The sequence below is a fragment of the Motilimonas sp. 1_MG-2023 genome, assembly GCF_030547455.1.
GTDB lineage: Bacteria > Pseudomonadota > Gammaproteobacteria > Enterobacterales > CBDFNC01 > Motilimonas.
The window spans coordinates 50,318-73,083 of record NZ_JAUOPX010000020.1 but is presented as its reverse complement, the minus strand read 5'-3'; the positions used below and the strand labels follow the sequence as shown (position 1 = coordinate 73,083).

At 44.2% G+C, this 22,766-nt stretch carries 18 protein-coding genes; 13 read left to right on the top strand and 5 right to left on the bottom strand.

What is annotated here, in order from left to right; genetic code table 11:
- Position 1 precedes the first annotated feature (1 nt).
- Entirely contained in the window at positions 2–688 is a 687-nt protein-coding gene (locus tag Q4519_RS12120) for a phospholipase D-like domain-containing protein (protein WP_232802848.1), read from the top strand.
- A 210-nt stretch (positions 689–898) separates the two neighbouring features.
- A complete protein-coding gene (locus tag Q4519_RS12115) occupies positions 899–3,706 on the top strand; it encodes an AAA domain-containing protein (RefSeq protein ID WP_303512523.1) in 2,808 nt (935 codons plus the stop codon).
- 60 nt (positions 3,707–3,766) lie between these two features.
- Here the strand turns inward: Q4519_RS12115 and Q4519_RS12110 are convergent, their stop codons facing one another.
- From Q4519_RS12110 to Q4519_RS12100, 3 genes are all read right to left on the bottom strand, one after another.
- Positions 3,767–4,750 (bottom strand): Gfo/Idh/MocA family protein, encoded by a 984-nt coding sequence (locus Q4519_RS12110; protein ID WP_303512521.1) that lies wholly within the window; start codon positions 4,748–4,750, stop codon positions 3,767–3,769.
- Between the two features lie 22 nt (positions 4,751–4,772).
- Complete coding sequence (locus tag Q4519_RS12105; RefSeq protein ID WP_232802845.1) at positions 4,773–5,309, bottom strand: YaeQ family protein; 537 nt, start codon at positions 5,307–5,309, stop codon at positions 4,773–4,775.
- Between the two features lie 79 nt (positions 5,310–5,388).
- Positions 5,389–6,498 (bottom strand): site-2 protease family protein, encoded by a 1,110-nt coding sequence (locus tag Q4519_RS12100; RefSeq protein ID WP_303512518.1) that lies wholly within the window; start codon positions 6,496–6,498, stop codon positions 5,389–5,391.
- Between the two features lie 158 nt (positions 6,499–6,656).
- Here Q4519_RS12100 and Q4519_RS12095 point away from each other — a divergent pair, with 158 nt between their 5' ends.
- From Q4519_RS12095 to mtgA, 9 genes are all read left to right on the top strand, one after another.
- The gene (locus Q4519_RS12095; RefSeq protein ID WP_303512514.1) at positions 6,657–9,596 is read left to right on the top strand and encodes an EAL domain-containing protein; all 2,940 of its coding nucleotides are present in this window, start codon (positions 6,657–6,659) and stop codon (positions 9,594–9,596) included.
- A 103-nt stretch (positions 9,597–9,699) separates the two neighbouring features.
- Positions 9,700–10,146, top strand: coding sequence for a hypothetical protein (locus tag Q4519_RS12090; RefSeq protein WP_303512511.1), 447 nt, complete (start codon positions 9,700–9,702; stop codon positions 10,144–10,146).
- Positions 10,147–10,263: 117 nt separating this feature from the next.
- Positions 10,264–11,607 carry a TolC family protein gene (locus Q4519_RS12085; protein WP_303512509.1) on the top strand — a complete coding sequence of 448 codons (1,344 nt, stop codon included), beginning with the start codon at positions 10,264–10,266 and terminating at the stop codon, positions 11,605–11,607.
- A gap of 15 nt (positions 11,608–11,622) precedes the next feature.
- Positions 11,623–13,353, top strand: a complete 1,731-nt coding sequence (locus Q4519_RS12080; RefSeq protein WP_303512506.1) for an efflux RND transporter periplasmic adaptor subunit — start codon at positions 11,623–11,625, stop codon at positions 13,351–13,353.
- Positions 13,350–16,508: an efflux RND transporter permease subunit gene (locus tag Q4519_RS12075; protein ID WP_303512504.1), complete on the top strand. Its 3,159-nt coding sequence runs from the start codon at positions 13,350–13,352 to the stop codon at positions 16,506–16,508. The genes Q4519_RS12080 and Q4519_RS12075 overlap by 4 nt, the downstream gene beginning before the upstream one ends.
- 23 nt (positions 16,509–16,531) lie before the next feature.
- A complete protein-coding gene (locus Q4519_RS12070) occupies positions 16,532–17,122 on the top strand; it encodes a hypothetical protein (protein WP_303512502.1) in 591 nt (196 codons plus the stop codon).
- A 66-nt stretch (positions 17,123–17,188) separates the two neighbouring features.
- Positions 17,189–17,626, top strand: a complete 438-nt coding sequence (locus Q4519_RS12065) for a DUF411 domain-containing protein (RefSeq protein WP_303512499.1) — start codon at positions 17,189–17,191, stop codon at positions 17,624–17,626.
- Between the two features lie 141 nt (positions 17,627–17,767).
- Positions 17,768–18,574: an HAD family hydrolase gene (locus Q4519_RS12060; RefSeq protein ID WP_303512497.1), complete on the top strand. Its 807-nt coding sequence runs from the start codon at positions 17,768–17,770 to the stop codon at positions 18,572–18,574.
- A gap of 174 nt (positions 18,575–18,748) precedes the next feature.
- The gene (gene mtgA / locus Q4519_RS12055) at positions 18,749–19,435 is read left to right on the top strand and encodes a monofunctional biosynthetic peptidoglycan transglycosylase (RefSeq protein ID WP_232802835.1); all 687 of its coding nucleotides are present in this window, start codon (positions 18,749–18,751) and stop codon (positions 19,433–19,435) included.
- Between the two features lie 41 nt (positions 19,436–19,476).
- On the opposite strand, the gene Q4519_RS12050 is transcribed toward mtgA, so the two are convergent.
- Positions 19,477–19,962, bottom strand: a complete 486-nt coding sequence (locus Q4519_RS12050) for a DUF4190 domain-containing protein (protein WP_232802834.1) — start codon at positions 19,960–19,962, stop codon at positions 19,477–19,479.
- A gap of 209 nt (positions 19,963–20,171) precedes the next feature.
- Between Q4519_RS12050 and Q4519_RS12045 the strand changes: the two genes are divergently transcribed.
- Both Q4519_RS12045 and Q4519_RS12040 read left to right on the top strand, forming a co-directional pair.
- Positions 20,172–20,912: a spermidine synthase gene (locus tag Q4519_RS12045; protein WP_303512496.1), complete on the top strand. Its 741-nt coding sequence runs from the start codon at positions 20,172–20,174 to the stop codon at positions 20,910–20,912.
- Positions 20,913–21,377: 465 nt separating this feature from the next.
- Positions 21,378–21,962: a DUF922 domain-containing protein gene (locus Q4519_RS12040; protein ID WP_232802832.1), complete on the top strand. Its 585-nt coding sequence runs from the start codon at positions 21,378–21,380 to the stop codon at positions 21,960–21,962.
- Between the two features lie 17 nt (positions 21,963–21,979).
- Here Q4519_RS12040 and Q4519_RS12035 read toward each other — a convergent pair whose 3' ends face one another.
- Positions 21,980–22,714 (bottom strand): RNA methyltransferase, encoded by a 735-nt coding sequence (locus Q4519_RS12035; protein ID WP_303512495.1) that lies wholly within the window; start codon positions 22,712–22,714, stop codon positions 21,980–21,982.
- Between the last annotated feature and the right edge of the window lie 52 nt (positions 22,715–22,766).

Below are 22,766 nucleotides of genomic sequence, written 5' to 3'. Positions count from 1 at the left end.
AATGAATCAACAAGAGATAGAACAAGCGTTAATTGACAGCTTGGCCGACAATAAACTTGATCAAAGTGAGAAAAATCAATTAGCGGAATTAACCCAAGAACTGCAAAATCAGCCCGATAAAATTAGTTTTATCCGTAATAAAGCTTTTGCGGTTCTGTTAGAGCAAGGTGATTTTAACGAAGCACAGTTTCGCGCCATCAAATGGCTAGAGAATGTGGTCAAAACCTTAGACAAAAATAGCCAGCAGCCTAGCATCGTCGCCGACGCTTGTTTTAGCCCAGGTAACGATTGCTTAAACCGCATTGTTAGCTTGTGTAACCAAGCACGCCATAGTATTGATGTTTGTGTCTTTACTATCTCATGTAATGAGATTACCGCCGCCTTACTTAAGGCCCACCAACGCGGTATTAATGTGCGTATCATCTCGGATAATGATAAGCGCAACGACAAAGGGTCAGATGTCTATCAACTTGATGAAGCCGGTATTCCAGTAGTGGTCGATCGCACTGAGCATCATATGCACAACAAGTTTGCCTTATTTGACAAGAAAATTCTGTTAAACGGCAGCTTTAACTGGACCCGAAGTGCCTCAAAATTTAACCAAGAGAATATCGCTACTACCGATAACCCTAAGTTAGTACAAGCTTTTAGTTATGAGTTTGAGCGGTTATGGACCAAGTTGGGCTAATGCCTCTTCTAACCTAGCGAATTCAATTTCTAAACAATAATTAATAGAATTCCGGTTTTCCCTCCTAAGTTAACTTGATATGTTACGCGGCGAAGAGTATCTCTCTTCGCCCAGTTCAAATTTTGCTATTTAGCAGCTTTAAATTTTTTGCCTAGCATTGCAGAATGTCCTGTTGATGCATCAGCACAGTTCATTATTTCAGGGAATTTTATGTTAGACCGGAGTTGTCGCAATCTCATTCGATATTATCGTGCTTGTTATCAAGCTGATAATCGAGATTTAACTCTGTTCAATGTATTCCATCGAAATTGCGAATCGACGCGGTTTATTCAAGGTAGAGAGTCGTTAATATCAGGTGAGCTGCCACGTTATCCACTGCCACGCAGTTATGGTGAAGGTTTATATCAATCGCAAACCCTATACAAACGCGAAAAGACATTACTCTACGGTAGCTTTTTTTTACTCGGAAAATTGCCCCCCAGCTACCCAGGCAAACGCACGGTTTGCGCCCCCCTGCTCTATTATCAAGCACAAGTGAGCGTGGAAAACAACGAATATTACCTCACCATTGAAAAGAGCAAGCCTATTGTTAATTGGCCTTTATTACGCTGGATCTTAGCGGAATCGAGTCAAAGCTCAGAGCCTGAGTTTATTAATAAAGATATTACCGAACGCGATGTTGCAAAACTAAGCCACTGGATCAGCTCATTAAGTAATAACATAAACTGTTTAGAGCTTTATCATTATCCAAAGTTGGCCACGGCGGAGCAAATTGAGGCTAAACAAACTCAAATAAAAACCGACCAGTTTAGCTTAATCGCCGCCTCTGCTGTTACTTTAATCAACTACTCGGTCGCCTCTAGAGGGATACTCCATGACTTAAAAGCCATGGCCGTGGCCTCATATATGCCCAACTCTGTGACGCAATTTTTGCTTGGTGAGAAAAGTAACGACAACGAGCAAAACAGGCCTAACGATAAATATGGGCCACAACCCCCTGACGATCTGCGCCCAACCCCTCAGCTTGCGCCTGCCATGCCAGATAATATTCCCGCGGTACTCAGTAAAGCTCAACGTGATGCGCTATATAACGCCTCGCGCCATACTGTTAGTCAAATAATCGGGCCGCCAGGAACAGGCAAGTCATACACAATAGCTTGTCTCGCACTTGAGCGTTATTTACAAGGCGAATCGGTTCTTGTGGTGGGTCAAAATAATGAAAGTGTCAACATTGTTGGCGATAAAATTGAATCTATGTTAGGTCAGCAAGACTTTGTGGTACGCGTCGGTAACGCTAGCTACCATAAAAAATTAAAACGCTACTTAAAAGATTTGTTAAGTGGTTACCTAACGCAGCAAAATGAAACCCATACACCACTCGATAGCCTGCAAAAACAAAAGCTAAAAATGGAGAAACTGGAGCGACAGTTTGCCAAGCGCTGTAAAAAAGCCATTCGTTACGGAATGTCGACTTGGAAAGTGCAGCAAAATGCCAATTTTTTAAACCGCTTTAGTGCTTGGTGGGCAAAACGTGCCACCTTGAATCAAGATATTTTATTCGATGTCTTTGCCCAAATAACTCAACAACAACGTATTCGCCATGTGGCTTTAGGCCACTACATTAGTGAAAGTCGACGCAAGCGCTTACACAAAGTATTAACCCATCATCGTCGCCAGCTTAATAGCTTTCGTGAAGCTATTAATGCCAATAACTCAGCGCAGCAAGAGGCCAGTTTTGACAAAATTGACTACAGTGTCCTGCTGCAAGCTATGCCAGTTTGGCTTGGAACTTTAGGTGACTTGCACCGTAGCTTACCCCTTAAAGCTGAGTTGTTTGACTTAGTGATCATTGATGAAGCGAGCCAATGTGATATCGCCAGTGTATTACCCGCTATCTATCGAGCTAAACACTTAGTGATAGTAGGCGATAATAAACAGCTCAGATTTATCTCTTTTTTATCCAGTAAGAAACAAAATAAGTTACAGGCGCGATATGATTTAGCCAGCCAAACTGACGAATTTAACTATCGCAACGTCAGTGCGTTAGATTTGGCTAATCGACGTATTCAAAATCAACATGCTATTGTGGTGTTAGATGAACACTTTCGTAGTAAAAGTGCACTGATTGATTTTAGTAACCGTAAATTTTATCACCGTCAACTCAAGATCATGCGCCATAAGCCCGGAAATCAAGGTGAATACCCAATCAGTATCATTAAATGTCAGGGCGAATATAACAGTGGCAAAAACCAACAAGAAGCCATCACCTTATTAGAATTTTTGCGTAACAAGATCCACAACCTCACAGAAATGGAGCTGACTTCTAGCATTGGCATCCTATCGCCATTTCGTGAACAAACCATTTTGCTCACCAAATTAATTGGTAAGTATCTTTCCCCAGACCAAATTGAGCGCCATAAAATAAAAATAGAAACCGCCTATGGCTTCCAAGGGGAAGAGCGTGACATTATGTTAATCAGTATGTGTGTCGATGAGAGTAGCTCAGGGCAACAATATCGTTACATGAATCGTGAAGACGTGTTTAATGTAGCCATCACGCGCGCGCGTGATGAGCAATATATATTCCTCTCTACTCGCCCACACAAATTGCCATCTCAATCGCTGTTATTTGAGTACATCCATAGCATAGAACGTAACCAAAGCTACTCGCTAGATGATGTCAGTGACTTTGATGCATTTCAGGCAGAGGTTTCGCGTTTATTGACAATAAACGGTATCAATACTTGGAAAAACTACCCCATTGCGGGCGCTGAATTAGATTTAGTCTGCCAATATGGTGAGAATACCGTTGCCTTAGATTTAATTGGCTATCCGGGAGAATCGCAAGATTACTATCATTTAAGCCGCTACAAAATATTTCAACGCGCGGGGCTCATTTTGTATCCCTTAACCTACACCCGCTGGGTCTATCAGAAGCACCAAGTATTAAAACAACTCATGTCCTTACTGGGAGCCAATGAAGATGCCTTAACCAGCAAAGAAAATACTATTTTTTAAGCCGGTCTTAACCATACTCACAGTATCGAACTGTATGAAATGGCTAAGACCTAACTAAGGTTAATCCTCATCTGTTGGAAACACGACCCCCGTTTGACGGCGCACTTCATACAAAATATCAGCAACCTGCTGCGAGCGCTGACACATAACAGGATCCATCGCACCCGATTTAACTTGCTGCGCAAAAGCCAATGCTTCTTCTCGCATTGGATTGTCTGCCTGCACTAAAGAAATATCAGTCACGGCGCCATCTTGATCGACCCATTGCACCTGTTGGCACAGTGACACTGGGTGGCTGATTAATAATCTGCCGCCCTCTCCTTGAAGCTCACTTTCCAATTTAGAATCGCTGATCTTTGAATGGCGCAGTATCACTTCAAACTCAGGATATTGTAAAATGACACAGCCTTGGCCATCCACCCCAGAAGGAAGCAAGTAAGCACTTGCCAACACCTGACGCGGCGCACCAAATAGCGCAACAGCAGTGGCAACACAGTAATAGCCAATGTCCACAATAGAGCCATTGGCAAAATTGGGGTTAAATGTATTGGGATTATCCCCCGCTAAGTAAGCAGGATAACGCGATGAATACTGACAATAACTGAGTAGCACTTGACGCAGGGGGGCAATTTTCTCAATGTGCTGCTTTAGTTGAAAAAAATTCGGCCTATGCTGGGTCATAAAGGCTTCAAACAGCACCACGTTATGCTCTTTTGCTGCAGCCAATAGCGTCGCTACTTGTATCGGATTAGCCGCCATCGGCTTTTCACAAATAACATGCTTGCCCTGATTTAACAGCAATAAAGCTTGCTCGTAATGCAACGAATTAGGGCTCGCTATATAAACAGCGGCCACCTCATCACTATTTGCTAACGCATTTAAATCATCAAAATAATGCGAACATGCCAAACCTTGAGCAAAGTCTTGAGCACGGGCAATATCGCGCGAGTAGACTGCGCTAATTGTAAATTGCTGGCTCTGTAGCGCGGCCTCTGCAAACTGACGGGAGATCCAATTTGTACCTACGATCGCTAATTTAATCATGACTTAGTTTCCTTTGCTGTGGCTATTGCAAGATAATCGGCGTCACCGCAACACTGCCTTGCTCAGAGCTGACTAATACTTCGCCATCTTGAATTGAAACCTGAATATCCATACTTTTTTGGCACATAGCGGCCAACTCTTGAGTTTGTTCCAATGGTAAATTAACCACCGTTAGCTTACTCAACTTGCTGGCTTGCTTTTGGTTTTGCTTCCACCAAACATCTGCAGTGCCGCCACCATAAGTATATAACACGACTTTTTTAGCTCGTGAGCAGGCTTTTTTCAAACGTTTCTCTTCCGGTGTGCCCAGCTCAACCCAAAGATCTATTTCATCGGTCATGGATTTAGCCCACAGCTCAGGCTCATCGTCAGATGAAAGGCCTTTAGTAAACATCAGTTCATCACTGGCATTTAACGCAAATGCCAATAAACGCACCATCAATCGTTGTTCGTTTTCTGAAGGGTGCTGCGCCAAGGTTAGATTAAAGTCTTGGTAAAGGTGAGTATCCATATTAGCAAGTTGTAATCTTGCTTTAATAATTGTAGCGCCAATGGCCATGGTAGTTTCCAATTGTAAAAGTAATGGGGCCACCAGCAACAGCGACCTTAGTATTAAAGTAGATTTAAAGCGGCTTTGTTTAGCTACTTAATATTTGTAATGGCAAGCCCAACATTGCATCACCAGTGCCCGCTAGATGCCAAATAATGCTAACAAAGGCGGCAACTGTTGCCACATACCAAACCAGCGACACGGTTTGAGCATAGCGATTCAGGGGCAATAAATGACTTTGATGACGCATCCGCCATTCGAGCAAAATCTCTATTGAGCCAATCAGCAACAAAAAGCCGAGTAACGCGAGACCAAAAGAATAACTTACCCAAACGCCTAACCCCGCCCCCGCTAAACAAGCAATCAGGCCAACTTTAGTGTTCATCGAAAAGCTGATACTTTTCAATATATGGCCACCATCAAGGGGTAAGACAGGCAACAAATTAAATAAATTCAATAAAGAATTAAACGCCGCTAAGCCAGCAAAAAAGATATTTCCCGTTACCCAATAAGCAACTAAGCAGGCAATAGACATGATCAAGCCAAAAAATGGCCCCATGATGGAGATCACCACATCTTGCCAGCGGGTATTAATTTTTTCATCACTGAGCGCTAACCCACCTAAAAACGGAATTAGGTATATACCTTTGGTTTTCATACCAAAATATTTCATGGCCCGAATATGGCCATACTCATGAAAAACTAAGCAAGCCAATAACGCAAGTGCAAACTGCAGCGAAAACAGCCAAGAGTAAGCGGCTAAACTGGCTCCAGCTAACGCAACCTTAATCAGCTTGGCACTCTTAAACAGCTTAAAGCCCAAGGACATAAGCCCTAGCGTGCTCCACTTTCTCTCTACCACTATGGGTTGGCTTACTTGCTGACGCTCGATATCGCGCTCAGTGCGCTCGCCTTGTGCGTCAATCACGTCATTATGGCTTAGGCAATATACTAACCTAAAAGGCTGCCAAGTTAAGTCGATCTCTAATTTGACCTCAATAGCATCTATCGAGCTCGGCTCTGCCTCGTCTGTTGCGGCTTTTTGCAATTGAAAAGTATGAATGAATTGACGCTTTGAACCGTCTATCGCTGGAGATTGAGAAACTAATACTTCATTCCAAAATAGCTTCTGTTCACCAGAGGTAGAGCCCTCCAAACGTAATGGTTTATCGAAAAAATGCAGGTGTAAAAGTTCCAACGCTGTACTTCCTTAGACTATCTCGACAGCATTATGCCTAGAGTCATTGTATTTGCAAAATTAACCTCGAAATAAACATTTAACTCAACATGATTTGTTTTTGACTAAACTAACTTCTGAAAGCCAAAAGTATACTAACTTAGAATTTAGGAGTGCTCTTGTTAGAAGCTCTGTATTATGTTTCCGCAGGAATTTGTATTTTTGCCGCCAGCTTTAGCGGCTTCGTTGCCTTATTAAAGCAAAAAGAAAAGCTATTCCTTCACTTTGCTTGGGTATGTTTATGCATAGCAAGCTATCAAGTATTTTCGGTTCAGTATCTTATTGCAGCTGACACTTACGCTGCCATTGAGCTATTACGCTGGCAGGTATTTTCTGTGCTTGCTCTTACGCCCTCATTCTTTATCTTTATTGCAATTTATACGCAGCAAAAAAACTACAAAATATTTTTTAATATCATCACGTTAGTTTGTTTGTTTATGATGTTTATTAACTATGAACAGCCACTCACAATAAGGTTTGAACAGGTAGTTGAGCGCGTCAACATAGTGTTACCTTGGCAGCAAAGTATTAATTTGATAAGAGGCGAAATTTCACCTTGGGGTAAGCTAATGCACGGCCTCTACCAAGCTTTGTTGCTCTGGGTTGCTTACCGTAGCTGGAGGCTGTTTAAAAAAAATGAACCCCGAATTGCCATCTTCTTTAGTCTTTATATTTTGGCTCAACTAAGCTCTGCCATCATAGGCATCATGATCGACGCGGGCTTGATAAAAATATTCTACACCGTCGGCTTTGCCTTTGTAATTTTAGTGATGCTAATGAGCTTTAGTCTTGCTCTTGACTTCAGAAGAACCAACCAGCGCATTGTCGCGCAAACCGTTAAGCTTACCGCAGAACGTCGTCAACGTTTAATTGCGCAAAAAAGTCTCAATATGATGGCTCAAGTCGTCGACCAATCTCCTTCTGCTTTATTGATTTTAGATTTAAACGGTTTCGTCGTTGAATGTAATCAAGCTTGTGATAACTTCTGGCACCGTCAGCTAGCTGTAGAGCGGGTGAATTTTCTAGATTTTTTATGCCTGCTTTACCCAAAAAAACGTGGTGAAATTACCGATATTAGCCACAAAGAAAATATCCACCTGCCTCCTGTTAGTCTTAACGAATACAGCACACCTTATTTTGCGGAGCACCGTAAGCAGTCTATTTTAACATTTAAAATTTTTATCACTCGTGAATATAATCAGGCGAAAAAAATCATCGTCTCCTGCTCTGATGTCACCGCTCAAGAGCAACAACAACAAGCAATTCGCCATATAGCTCGAGGCGTTGCTTCCGCACAAGGTGACGACTTTTATCATGATCTGATCGCCAACCTAGCCAAGTTATTTAATGCCAAGTATGGCTTTATCGGCTTTCTCTCAGAACAAAACAAAAATATCATTAGAACTTGCTCTGTAGTAGAAAATGACAAGGTAGTCAGTAATTTTAATTATGAACTCACTCATTCACCCTGTACCCATTTGTCTCAATGCGATGTATGCAGCTTCCCAGATCAAGTCCAAACACTGTTCCCAAATGATGCGCTAATTAAAGAAAGAGCAATTGAGAGTTATATTTGCACCAAGATCAAAGACGAACATGGCATAGCAAAAGGGCTGATTGTATTAATGCATGACGAAAAAATGCCCGACGATATGCAACTTCGTGATATTTTGGATATTTTTTCATCGCGAGCAGGCGCCGAAATGCAACGCAGCCAAGCACAAGCCGATATTAGGAAAATGGCGTTTGAGGATTACCTCACCCATTTGCCTAACCGAGCCCTGCTACTTGAACACTTGAACGGGCAGATTGCCAAACTACAATCTAGCCAAGAGCAAGCCATGCTCATCGTGATGGATCTAGACCACTTTAAAACCATTAACGACGTGTTAGGCCATGATATTGGCGATGACATCTTACGCCACATAGGTAAACGCCTAGCAGAGCACTGTTCTGATGAATTTTTCATTGCTCGTCAAGGCGGCGATGAGTTTGCCTTAATCAGTCGTCACCTGTGCTTATATGGCAGCCAGATCAAAGTGTCACTCGATAAACTGCAAAAAATAATCAATCAACCGTTGCAAATAGGCGAACATAAAATAGACATAGGAGCGAGTTTTGGTATTTGTCTATTTCCTAAGACCGATGAAACTGCACTCGATGTCATACGCCATGCCGAACTGGCTTTATATAAAGCAAAAAGCAATGGCCGAGGACGCTATCAGGTATACGAGCATAACTTAGAAAAAGTGGCGCAAGAGCGCATGAAAATGCAACAAGCATTGAAAAACGCTATTGCCAACGAAGAGCTGTCATTATTTTTTCAACCTCAAGTTAGGCAAGATGGCTCACAGTTTGGTGCGGAGGTCTTACTACGCTGGTTTTCACCCACTTTTGGCTTTGTCTCACCCGCTAAATTTATTCCTTTAGCTGAGGAAACTGGGTTGATCCACAGCATTGGCGAGTGGGTATTTAACCAATCTTTGCATCGTATAGAGCAATGGCAAGAAAACTCTATTCCCTTTAAAGGACACCTTTCGGTTAACGTATCAGCTTGGCAATTTGCCTTACCCGCATTCGCTGACGACATTATCCATGCAGTAAAAAATAAAGGCATTAAACCAAGCTCTATCATGCTAGAAGTAACAGAAACGGGCTTACTGATAGACATACCTGATACTATCCAAAAACTCTCTCAAATGCGTAAGTTCGGCATAGAAATAGCCTTAGATGATTTTGGCACAGGCTACTCGTCAATGGCCTACTTGCGAGATCTGCCGCTCGATTTACTCAAGATAGATAAAACCTTTATCGACGAGCTCGCCACGAGCGATTATTCCCCTATTACAGAATCGATCATTTCAATTGGCAGAAGTATGCATCTTAGCGTGATCGCCGAAGGTGTGGAAACGCTAGCGCAATCAAACCGGTTGGCCGCATTAGGCTGTCATATTTACCAGGGCTACTACTACGCTAAACCTATGTCTGAAGATGATTTTGTGGCTTGGTTATTTACTCAGAATCTCGCGCAACAACCAAGTTCGGTTAAATTAAAATAAGAAAAACTATTTTATATCAATAACTCAAAGCTTAACCTTATAATTGACTTTTGCTTATAAAAAGTGGTTATAATCAAAGCGTATAATTATTGGGGATATTGTGATGCGGCTTAACAGCTTTCACAAAATTTGGATTAACTTACTCACACTCGCCGCCTTGGTGATGTCAGGCAGTGCCTCCAGTTCCGCAATGATGAATATGCAAATGACTAGCTTAATCAATAATACGGTTATGGTACATCAGCCTTTAGCAGGTGATGTGGACATCGGGCATGAGCAAATGTCCAAGACTAAGGCTCCTCATTGTAATGAACAAATGATGAGCACGCCTAACTCAGCTCCCCTTACAACGACAACTAGCAGTGCCGACCATTGCAGTAAAATGGCCGCTAATGATTGTTGTCCTGCGGTATGTATTAGTTTAGCGCTTCCCTTAACCCCCAGCGAACAGCTTATTGTACGCCAGCCTCATCGCACCCAAGTTGCCATTGAGAGCGCTGGTCAAGTTATCGTTCGTGCATCCTCTTTATATCGCCCCCCTATTAGCTAATTCCAACGCATATTGAGCCCCCCCCTACGGTGCGAATATGTCGAAGTAAAAAAGTCTGTTTCTGTTAAGGCCTTGGCCTTTTCTTATCCTATTTTTTACTAAATATTGGAATTTATCGTGAATATTAAACTTACGATGTTAGCGTTAGCATTCGTTGCTAGCCCTGTATTTTTCGTCCATGTTTGGGCGAGCGAAACACAAATTAGCCTAAAGCAACTGATTGAATATGCGCTTGAACGTGATCTTAGCCGTGAGCAATTACTTAGCCAGTCTCTAGCCATACGCGAAACTGGCATGGCCAGTGCCACCTTAATGGACCCTAAAGTAAAAATCGGTGTAGGCGGCCTCCCCCTTGATACCTTAGGTTTCGATGACGACCCGATGACCAATATAGCCATTGGCTTTATGCAGCAATTTAGCCGTGGCGATACACTCGCGCTACAACAACAAAAGATGAATCAACAAGCAGATAGCATTGAACTGCAACTGGGTGTACGCGAATTAGAAATCGCCAATACCATGACCAAGCTTTGGCTAGAGCTAGGTTATCAACAGCAAGCTGAACAAATTTTGCTGCAAAATCGTAGCTTAATGGTAGAAATGGTGCGCTTTATTGATACCAACTACGCCATTGGCAAAGGTGAAACGCAAGATTTACTGCAAGCACAACTGCAAGTCAGCCAACTTGATGAAAAGCTGCAAGCTAACCAACAAATGCAGCGCCGTATTATGTCACAGCTCTCTGAATGGTTAGGTGCAGATTGGCTTAAAGACGGCCGCCCACTGGCCACTTCAAACCAGCTAGAATGGCCTAAACTTGACGAGTTATTGTCACGTAATCAGCACAATAACGAACATTACTCGCTGTTAGAAAAACACCCTATGATTGCCATAACCAAAGCCAGTATTGCAGGTAATCAAACCCAAGTGGCTATCGCCAACGAGGCCTACAAACCTGAGTTTAGTATTGAAGTGATGTATGCCAATCGCCAAGCCAACGGCATGGGCGGTAAACCGGCCTCCGATTTAATCAGCGCTTATTTAACGGTCGATGTACCTTTATTCACCGGCAACCGGCAAGACCGCAATCACGCCGCGGCGCAATACCAATTGGGCGCGGCCAAGGCGCAGCGCGATCAACTGCTGCGGCAAATGAATGCCCAAGTGAATGCTTTGTTGGTAGACAAACATAATCTCAATGAGCGCATTGCTCTCTATCAAAACACCTTGCTCAAACAAGCCAAGGCCACCACGAAAGCGGTTGAGCGCGGTTATGAAAATAACACCGCACAATTTAATGACGTCATCGGCGCGGTCAGAGCTGAGCTCGCCCTATCCCTTGAACAATCGCGATTAGTCACCGACTTGAATATCACCCAAAGCAATCTTGCTGCCCTGTTAGGCGGTTTTGATTATCAGGTTGAACAGCCTCAGGTTGCGCGCCCAAGTGCAAGAAAATAATAGAGAATAACAACAATGAAAACATTTAGTATTGCCACCATCACCTTATTAGTGGGCGTTGCACTCGGTTATGTCGCCAGTGATGCAGGTCAGCCTTATCTTGTTGCACTGACTGGCGCAGCAGCAAACCAAGAAAACCCAGCCGCCAGTGATAAGCCCCTTTATTGGGTCGCGCCAATGGATCCCAACTATCAGCGCGACAAGCCGGGTAAATCCCCGATGGGCATGGACTTAGTTCCTGTTTATGCTGAAGATTTAGCGGGCAATAATGACATTGCGGGCACCGTTAAAATTAACCCTGCAGTGGAGAATAACCTAGGTGTTAAAACCCAAGGCGTCACCATTGCGCCCTTAACCCCGCAAATTGAAACCGTCGGTTACATCGCCTTTGATGAAAGTCGTCTTTGGCAAACGAACGTGCGCGTCAGTGGCTGGGTAGAAAAACTCAACATTAACGCCGTCGGTGAGCGAGTCAATAAAGGCGATGTCCTGTTTACCTTGTATTCACCTGAACTAGTCAAAGCCCAAGAAGAATTACTCAACGCCTATCGCACCGAGCGCTCAGGACTGATTAAGGGCGCAACCGAGCGGTTAGTCACCTTAGGGGTGGATCGCGCGCAAATAAAACAAATCGTGCGCCAAGGCAAAGCGCAACAAAACATCCAAGTAAAAGCCTTAGACAGCGGCATCATCGCCAGTTTAAACATTCGCGAAGGTGGCTACCTTTCACCTGCGCAAGCGGTGATCAGCGGCGGTCCGATTGATGAAGTGTGGGTTGATGCCGAAGTGTTTGAGCGCCAAGCCCATTGGATCAAAGCAGGCTCAAAAGCCAGCATGCGCTTAGACGCACTGCCAGGGCAAAATTGGCAAGGAGAAGTGGATTACGTCTATCCGATCCTTGACCCTAAAACGCGCACCTTGAGAATGCGTTTAAAATTTAGCAATGCAGACTACGCCCTAAAGCCAAACATGTTTGCCAACATCACCTTACAACCACAAACTCAGCAAGCCGTGATGACCATTCCGAGATCTTCAGTGATCCGCTCTGGTGGTATGACCCGAGTCGTATTATCTGAAGGTAATGGCAAATACCGCTCGGCGCGCATTGAAGTGGGCCGAGAAGCGGGCGAGCAAATTGAAGTTTTAGCGGGCTTAACCGAGCAAGATTTAGTGGTGACCTCGGCGCATTTTTTATTGGATTCAGAATCCAGCCAAACCGCCGATTTATCGCGTATCAATGGTATTGAGCCGGCGCTAAACAGCGTATGGGCCAAAGGCGAAATCACCCAAGTGATGGCGGGGCATAACATGCTCACTATCAACCACCAGCCGGTAAAAGAATGGGATTGGCCGGGGATGGTGATGGATTTTACCTTAGCGGATGGTTTGCAGTTAACAGATGAAAAAGTAGGTCAAAATATTGATTTTGAAATGCAAAAAACTGCTGCCGGTGGCTATGAAATCATCAATTACCAAGTGAGCGAAAGCACAGCCCCGACTGAAGTTTGGGCAAGTGGCACGATTTCGATGCTGATGGCGGACTTTGGCATACTCACTATCGCCCATCAAGCCGTGAACGAACTCAATTGGCAAGCGGGCGAAATGAACTTTAGTGTTAACGACAGCGCAGCAAACAAGATTGATCTCCGCCAGTTTACCGAAGGACAAGAGGTGAGGTTTTTACTGCAAAAACAGGGGCAAGCATTTCAGTTAATCCAAGTGGTTAATAAAGGGGATAAATTATGATCCCACTGATTATTCGCTGGTCCATTAACAACCGCTTCTTGGTGTTAGTAGCCACGGTATTTCTAGTGCTTGGCGGCTTATACAGCGTAAAAAACACGCCCGTTGATGCCTTGCCGGATCTATCCGATGTGCAAGTGATCATCAAAACCAGCTATCCCGGCCAAGCGCCGCAAGTAGTGGAAGATCAAGTCACCTATCCACTTACCACCGCGATGCTAGCGGTACCCGGCGCAGTCACGGTGCGTGGTTACTCATTTTTTGGCGACTCGTACGTTTACATTATTTTTAATGATCAAACCGATATGTACTGGGCGCGCTCGCGAGTGCTGGAGTACTTAAGTCAAGTAGCCCCGAAATTACCGGAGAGCGCTAAACCAACCTTAGGCCCTGATGCCACTGGGGTTGGCTGGATCTTCAATTATGTATTGCAAGATAAAACCGGCCAACACGATTTAGCAGAGCTGCGCAGTTTGCAAGATTGGTTTTTAAAATACGAGCTACAAACCGTTGCTGGCGTGTCGGAAATAGCCACCGTTGGCGGCATGGTTAAGCAATACCAGGTGCAAATCGATCCAGCCAAATTGCGCGCGTATAACCTGACCTTGCAACAAGTTAATATGGCGATAAAAAACGGTAACCAAGAGTCCGGCGCCTCGGTGATTGAAGTCGCCGAAGCCGAGCATATGGTGCGTACGACTGGCTACCTGTCTAATATCGAAGACATTAAAGCGCTGCCGTTAAAGGTCACCGATAAAGGCACGCCATTATTGTTAGGCGACATTGCTGATATTAGCTTAGGGCCACAAATGCGCCGCGGTATTTCGGAGCTCAATGGTGAAGGGGAAGCTGTCGGCGGCGTGGTGGTGATGCGCTTTGGCGAAAATGCCAGTGAAGTGATCGACAATGTCAAAATCAAACTTGCCGAGCTGCAAAAAGGCTTGCCCGATGGCGTCGAAATTGTCACTACCTATGATAGATCGACTTTGATCAATGCCGCGGTCGATAACCTTTGGACCAAGCTAGCCGAAGAATTCATTGTGGTAGCAGTGGTTTGTGCCTTGTTTTTATTCCATATTCGCTCATCACTGGTCATAGCACTGAGTTTACCTGTCGGCATTCTGTCGGCTTTTATCATCATGCATTGGCAAGGCATTAACGCCAACATCATGTCATTGGGCGGCATTGCCATTGCGATTGGTGCCATGGTTGATGGCGCGATAGTGATGATAGAAAACGTACACAAACACATTGAGCGTACGCCGCTGACCGACAAAAACCGCTGGCAGGTGATCGGCAAAGCCGCTGAAGAAGTCGGCGCGCCGCTATTTTTCTCATTGCTAATCATTACCTTAAGCTTTGTGCCGGTGTTTGCCTTAGAAGGTCAAGAAGGCAAAATGTTCTCGCCACTGGCGTTTACTAAAACCTATGCCATGGCCGCCGCAGCGGGCCTCGCCATTACCTTAGTGCCGGTATTAATGGGTTATTTTATTCGCGGTAACATTTTACCTGAGCATAAAAACCCAGTGAACCGCAGCTTAGTGGCGCTGTATCGTCCTTTGTTAAAGCTCAGCTTAACTTTCCCTAAAACCATGATAGTGGTGGCTTTAACGTTAATGGCCTCGGCTTATTACCCCATCACTAAGCTTGGCGGTGAATTTATACCGCCACTCGATGAAGGGGATTTAATGTACATGCCGACCACCTTCCCCGGTGTCTCCATTGGTAAAGCGCGTGAGATCTTGCAGCAAACTAACAAGCTGATTAAAACCGTGCCTGAAGTGAAAACGGCTTGGGGTAAAGTCGGCCGCGCCGAATCGGCTACCGATCCAGCGCCGTTAACCATGATAGAAACGGTGATCCAATTTAAGCCGCGCGATCAATGGCGTGAAGGCATGACACCGGAAAAACTGCATAAAGAACTCGATCAGCTAATTCAATTTCCCGGTATCACCAATGCTTGGGTCATGCCGATTAAAACCCGCATCGACATGCTAGCAACGGGAATAAAAACCCCAATCGGCGTCAAGATAGCGGGTCCCGACCTGAAACAGATCGAAGCCATCGGCGCCGCCCTTGAGCCTATTTTGAACCAAGTAGCAGGCACCGCATCGGTTTACGCCGAGCGCGTAGCAGGCGGTCGCTATGTCACCATCGATATTAAACGTCATCATGCCGCACGCTATGGCCTTAACATCAATGAGGTGCAGCAAGTGATCTCAACTGCCGTGGGCGGCATGAATGTCGGTGAAACCGTTGAAGGGCTGCAACGCTATCCCATCAATGTGCGCTATCCACAAGATTACCGTGATTCGGTCGTGAAGCTACAAAATTTACCTTTAGTCACACCTAATGGTGCCCGCATTGCATTAGCCGATGTCGCAGATATTCGCTATGAAGACGGTCCACCAATGATCAAAACCGAAAACGCCCGCCCCAATGGCTGGGTATTTGTCGATATTGAAGGGCGCGATCTTAGCTCCTATGTAGCAGACGCCAAGCAAGTGGTGGCCGAGCAACTGGACTTACCCGCAGGTTATTCCCTCGCGTGGTCTGGACAATATGAGTATATGGAGCGCGCCAAGGCACGCTTGAGCATCGTGACGCCGATCACGCTGTCCATCATTATGTTGCTGCTTTATTTAAGTTTTCGCCGTGTTGGTGAGGTGCTAATCATCATGGCAACCTTGCCGTTAGCCATGGTCGGCGGCTTATGGCTAATGCATGTGCTTGGCTATAACTTCTCTATTGCCGTGGGTGTGGGCTTTATTGCACTGGCAGGCGTGGCAGTCGAAATTGGCGTGATCATGTTGGTCTATTTAAACCAAGCGTGGCATTACAAAAAATTGCATGCCGAAGAAAATCAGCAAGCCATCTCGGCGCAAGATTTAAGCCAAGCCATCGAAGAAGGCGCAGGGCTGCGCGTACGCCCGGTGATGATGACGGTACTGACGGTGATCATAGGTTTAATCCCGATCATGTATGGCTCAGGTACCGGCTCAGAAGTGATGCAACGCATTGCCGCGCCAATGATCGGCGGCATGGCCTCAGCGCTAATGCTGACCTTACTCGTCCTTCCCGCTATTTTCAAACTGTGGAAAAACCAAGAAATTAAGCGCCACGCACTTATTAATCAAACAACTGAAACATCAAACTAAATTAATTTAAAAGGATAAATACCATGAAAAAATCATTATTAGCATTAGCCATCACACTAGCATCAACCACCAGCTGGGCGACAACAGACAAGGTTGACCATTCAACAATGGATCACTCGAATATGGACCATTCGCAAATGGAGGATCACAGCCAGATGGAAATGCCTGCAGAGACAGTAGACCATTCCAATATGGATCATTCTCAAATGGATGCCACCAGCATGGCAGGAATGCCGGGAATGACCGCGGTGGGTATGCCTGCACCCGGTGCTAAGCCAGACAAAGTGGTGCATGTGATATTAAGTGATGATATGAAAATCACCTTTAAGCAAGAAGGCACTATCAAGCCCAATGATGTAGTGCAATTTGTGGTGATGAACACAGGTAAAATTGATCACGAATTTGCAATTGGCTCAATAGAGGAAATGCGAGAGCACCGTGAAATGATGAAAACCATGGCCAGTCACGCCCATGAAAGTGGTAATGCTGTGACCGTTAAGCCTGGTAAAGCAAAGCAGTTACTTTGGCATTTCCATGGTGAAACTCAAGTTCAGTTTGCTTGTAATATTCCCGGCCACAGCGAAGCGGGAATGGTGAAAAACATTCAACTCTAATCTCAACGAATAATAAGCGCCAATTAACCTTGGTGCTTCATTACCAACTAATCAAGAGAATTATCAATGAAAAAAATCGCTTATGTATCAAGCTTTGTATTACTCATGTGGAGCAACTGGCTTTACGCCAATCCGACCATAGAACTTTATAAATCGCCGACTTGTGGCTGTTGCACCGAGTGGGCCACCATCATGGAGCAAAAAGGCTATGCCGTTAATGTGCATCACCAGTCTGATTGGACCGACGTGAAAAAAGCCCACTTTATGCCGCCACAACTGCAGTCATGCCACAGCGCTGTCATTGATGGTTACCTTATTGAGGGCCATGTACCGGAAGCAGATATCGCTCGTTTATTAAAAGAGCGTCCAACCGATATTAAAGGCTTAGCAGCCCCCGGTATGCCACAGCATTCGCCTGGCATGGCACTACCAGGCCAGCCGTATAAAGGCTTTGATGTGATAGCTTTTTCTGAAGATAAACTGAGCATTTATCAGCAATACTAATGCAACTCATCCCTTGTATTTTGAAATAATACGAATAAAGAGCAAGTTACATTTAGTAACACACTTGCTCTTTATTTAGCCGCAGGCAAAGGATAGACTGCCACTGCTTTTCCCTTTTTCCTATTATCTACTGGAGATGCCATGCCTGTGCTTTTTGTTAGTGATCTTGATGGAACCCTATTACAGGAAGATCATTCCTTAGCGCCTGAGACCTTAGCCGCTATTCGTAACTTACATGATGCAGGACGCATATTTGCTATCGCCACAGGACGCCACCACACTGACGTAGCTGATTTAGCAAAAAAAATTGACCGCCCCATTGGCATGATCAGCTGTAATGGTGGTATGGCAATTGCGCCAAATGGCGAGGTGATAGCGAGTGCTTACATTCCAGATCACATTACCCAAGAACTAGTGCATCACCCAATGCCAGAAGGCGTATTTTTAAACATGTATACCGACTTTAATTGGTATGCCACCGAAACCAATGCCAAGCTAGAAGCATACAGTGACAAGGCGGGCTTTAAGTGTGAATTAGTAACACCTCACTTTATTCAAGACAAACAAGCGGTAAAATTTTTCTTATGGGGCGACCGTATGGGACTATTGGCACTGCAAGCTGAGCTAACAACAAAATACCAAGGCCAATTAGATTGCTTATTTTCGCTACCTCATTGTTTAGAGCTTATGCCAAGAGGCATTTCAAAGGCCACCGCAGTTGATGCTTTATGTAAACATCTAGGCTTGGCCGCTCATCAAGTGATGGCGTTTGGCGACGGTGAAAACGACATTGAAATGCTACAATATGCCGCCCACCCAAAAGTGATGCTCAATGCCGCCGAAAGTGTTAAAGCCGCGGTGCCGCACGCTGAGATCATTGGCCATGCACATCAACTCGGCGTCGCTAATTATTTAACCAGCACTATTTTGCAGTCCGCAAACTCATAGCTCACTTATCAAATACTAGTCCGGCCGAACTAGGCTTGACTCATTATGTAATCGCAGTATTCCTGCATCTGTAAACTCATCAATAACTGTTGGCGGCCAACCTCTGGCCCCCAACCCCTTTCAATCCCTTACAAACCTTTATATATTAGCACTCTAACGTCAGGGGAAATGCATATGAAATGGTTGTTAAAAGCCTGCTTTACGGTTGGGGTTTTTATTGTTGTCAGCTCACTCTTGATCACTTTCCCCCTTAAATATATCAACCCCATTTTTTGGAGTTGGCAACTACAACGTGAGTTCAATCCTCCAGCACTCTATCCCGAAGATGCTAAGTATCACTGGGTATCGATTGAGGACATTTCTAGCTCAATGCAGCTGGCGGTGATAGCGGCCGAAGATCAATTATTCTTAAGCCATAATGGCATTGATGTTGAGTCTACTAAGCAAGCAATCGACGATATGATCAGTGGTAAACGTTTTCGCGGCGCAAGTACGCTAAGCCAACAAACGGTAAAAAATTTGTATTTGTGGTCAGGTAAAAGTATTCCGCGCAAAGCCATTGAAGCTTGGCTGACGTTACTAATTGAGTGGCAATGGAATAAGCAACGGATCTTAGAAATTTACCTCAACATTGTTGAGTTTGGCCCCGGCATTTATGGCGTAGAAGCGGCGAGTCAGCATTATTTTGGCGTAAGCGCTAAGCAACTTTCTGCGGCGCAGAGTGCGCGATTGGCCGCAGTGCTACCTAACCCTTATCGTTTCAGCGCCGCGGCGCCGAGTACTTATCAAATAAAGCGCGAGCAATGGATCAGGCAGCAAATGCGGCAATTAGGCATAGGCTACTTAAAAGCGATTAAATAAGAGATCTAAGTTTAACTACAACAAAAATCATCGATGCCCTGTTAATAGCCAAATTCTGCCGCACCAATAATGGCATACATCACTAAAGTGCCAATAAACAAAACCATGCCAATATAGCCGGTTATTAATCCCGCTAAGGCCATGCCATCTCCGGATAATTTACCTTGGCTTTGACGTATATTACTGCGTGCGATATGGCCACAGATAATCGCGATAAGTGAGCCAAAGATAAAAATACCTAAAATACCAAAAATAAGACTCACAACGGCTAAAGGCGATGTTTCTACAGGCTTGTTCGGCATTGTAGCGGCAAGATTCGGCTGGCTAGGAGCACTGGATTGGACCTGGCCCAGTGGAGCAATATGCTTGACCTCCCCATTCTCAACAAAAAATTCAACCTTATCTAAGGTTTTCGGCGGGATATTTCCCCCCCAAATTGCCAGTGAAAATTCATAACGATCACCTTCATCACATTTGATCAGGCCAGTCTGCGCTGCTTCATTGATATCTAAAACCGTACCTTGCATCTTACCCTCAACTTAAATCATCTATATAAAAACAAAACAATATAAACAAGCGAGCACTTTTGCGCGAGTAGAAAGTATCAGTAGTACGAAAAAATCACTGCGAACTCACTGTTTTGACGGATATCAACTCACGCAGCATAACGCGCTAGATTGACCCCCCTTGAAATAGTCAGGATAATGCCGCTTTTCTCGCATTAGGGCCAAGTTATATGTCTGCGCAATTACTGTTTCAAACTCAAGATAAATGGGGCCCCATTGAAGTGAGTGAAGAAGGTACTATTCGTAAACTTTCATTTGGTCCTGGTGATGAACAAAGCCGTCAAGACAAACGTCATCCCCACCTACCTGAGCATGAATATATTCAGGGGATGTTATTAGCCCTGTTATTCAGTCAGCCGAAAAGTGCCATGGTATTAGGCTTAGGCGCAGGTTGCTTGGTGAGTGCATTACATCATGCGGTTCCTGGTATAAAACTAACCGCCGTGGAATTAAGGAGCGCGGTTATCGAAATTGCAAAACGTTTTTTTCGACTCCCTCATGGTAAAAAAATAACCTTAATCAATGATGATGCCGTGGCTTTCATTAAGCAAAATCAGCACAAAAAAGTAGACTTGCTGTTTGCTGACATTTATCACGCACTAGGGGTTGATCAAGCCCAATTAAGTGATGACTTCCTACAGCACTGTTGCTCACAGTTAAAAGCTGAAGGCATACTCGTCCTTAATTGTTGGCATGAACACAGTGAAAATCACGACTTTGCCGCCGCCCTAAGAAAAAATTTCCCTTACCTGTATGGTTGCCATGTTAGCTCTGGCAACTGGATTGTATTTGCGTCACAAGCTGACATAGCGGTGAAATTAACCCAGAGTAAATCAGCTGCGCAACAGTTGAAGTTGGCGTCAGATATTGATTTAACTCGACTTTTAAACCAGTTGAAAAATATTTCTTAAAAAAGAGAAAAAAGATTGAACCATTACAAAAATGCTCGGTCTTACTTAACAGATATGCTCAATAGACTCAGCACCTTGAAAGCAATCTTTAGCTAGTAAATAGCTTCTTAAACCAGTTTTTCACGGTAATCAATTTGGTCTTATACCCGATTAGGTACAACGCAGGAAGCAAGTATCTGAGTGTAAGCAAGTTACCCTTAAGGCCTCTTAATGAGGCCTTTTTTATGCCCCTCGATGTACTTCAACTTTAAAATACTTGCTTTCAGGTAAATCAAAATCAATAAGACAGCAAAAGGCACGTGAAACTAGCTCTTTGGCAACGCTGGCGTATCCCTACTCCATAATCAAATTAATGTAATAAAACCAAATAATCACTTGAGACGCTAAGAAAAAACTATAAGTCAGCGTTATAATAATGCAACCTGCTGAATAGCAATCTTTCTTAGACATAATAAAGAAGACAATATGATCCGATTATTTTTTTGTTTATCTAGTCTTCTCTCAGTGTTGATTTCATTTCCACTTTGGGCGACACCTGAAATTACCATCCATTACAAGCACCTTGGCTTTTATGGTCAAACAGAGCACGCGATTAGTGAACAACTGAGTAAGCAAAATGATTACTTTGCCCAGCACAAGGTGTTTCACAATGACAACCATTGGCAAAAAGGTTGGGTACTGATCACGAAAGAATCACCATCAGGCTGCAAAATCACCCACGTAAACACTTGGCTCAAAATTGATTACCGGTTACCGCGCTGGCTTGATCAAGCCACAGCACCGGAAGCATTACAGCTCAAGTGGGAGGGGTTTTATCAAGGTATCTTTATGCACTTAGATGGCCATAAAAAAATTGCGGTAGAAGCACTACAGGCGATAGAAAAGTCGATATTAACATTACCTGCAGCAGCAACCTGCGAAGAGATCAAACTTCAAGCTGAAGACCTAGCACAACAACATATATTGAAAATAGCTAACGCGGAAAAAAACTATGATCAAGATACACAGTTTGGTTTAAGCCAAGGAACATCTTGGCTATCCACCCAATAATTAAGCTTCAGTTGTCCTTATAGCCGCTTGAAGTTATCTAAAATAATTGCCCCAGCCATGGCCACATTTAACGATTCAGCCAGACCAAAACTCGGTATAGTTATTTTGTGGCTAACTAAGTTAGATACACTCCCCCGAATACCGTGAGATTCACTGCCTAGCAGTATCACCCCTTGCTGACTTAATGCTGCTTGATGAATATTTTCACCTTCTAGAAAAGCACCATAAATTGGCACAGTTTGCTGCGACAAGTAAGCGACAAGATCGGTATTAACCACATTAATTCGGCAAAATGAGCCCATGGTAGCGCTGATCACTTTTGGATTATAAACATCCGCACAGTCTTCACTTGCTACAATCTGCTTTATGCCATACCAATCAGCAAGGCGGATTAGGGTGCCTAGGTTACCGGGGTCAGATACGCCATCTAAGGCCAATACCAGTTCATTTAAATTGTTGTCGGGTAACGCAAGTTGTCGCGTTTTAACTAAGGCTATCGCGGTGTTATTGGAACTAAAAGTACCCGCTTTCGCTAATTCCTCTGACGTGGCGGCGACAAAGTGAGTAGTGGTTAGATGAGCTTGATATTTATCTAAAAATGATTCAGTAGCAAAAACCTGATGAATTTCAAAGTTCGATGCAAATAGCTCGACGACATTTTTTTCACCTTGCACGATAAATAAACCGTGTTGTTTACGGTATTTTTTCTGTGCGAGAGAGTTAATCAGCTTAATTTGATTTTTGGTGATCATCGAGTTCTTACTCCTATTTATGCAGCCGCGGATTATTCCACTAAACCCCTCA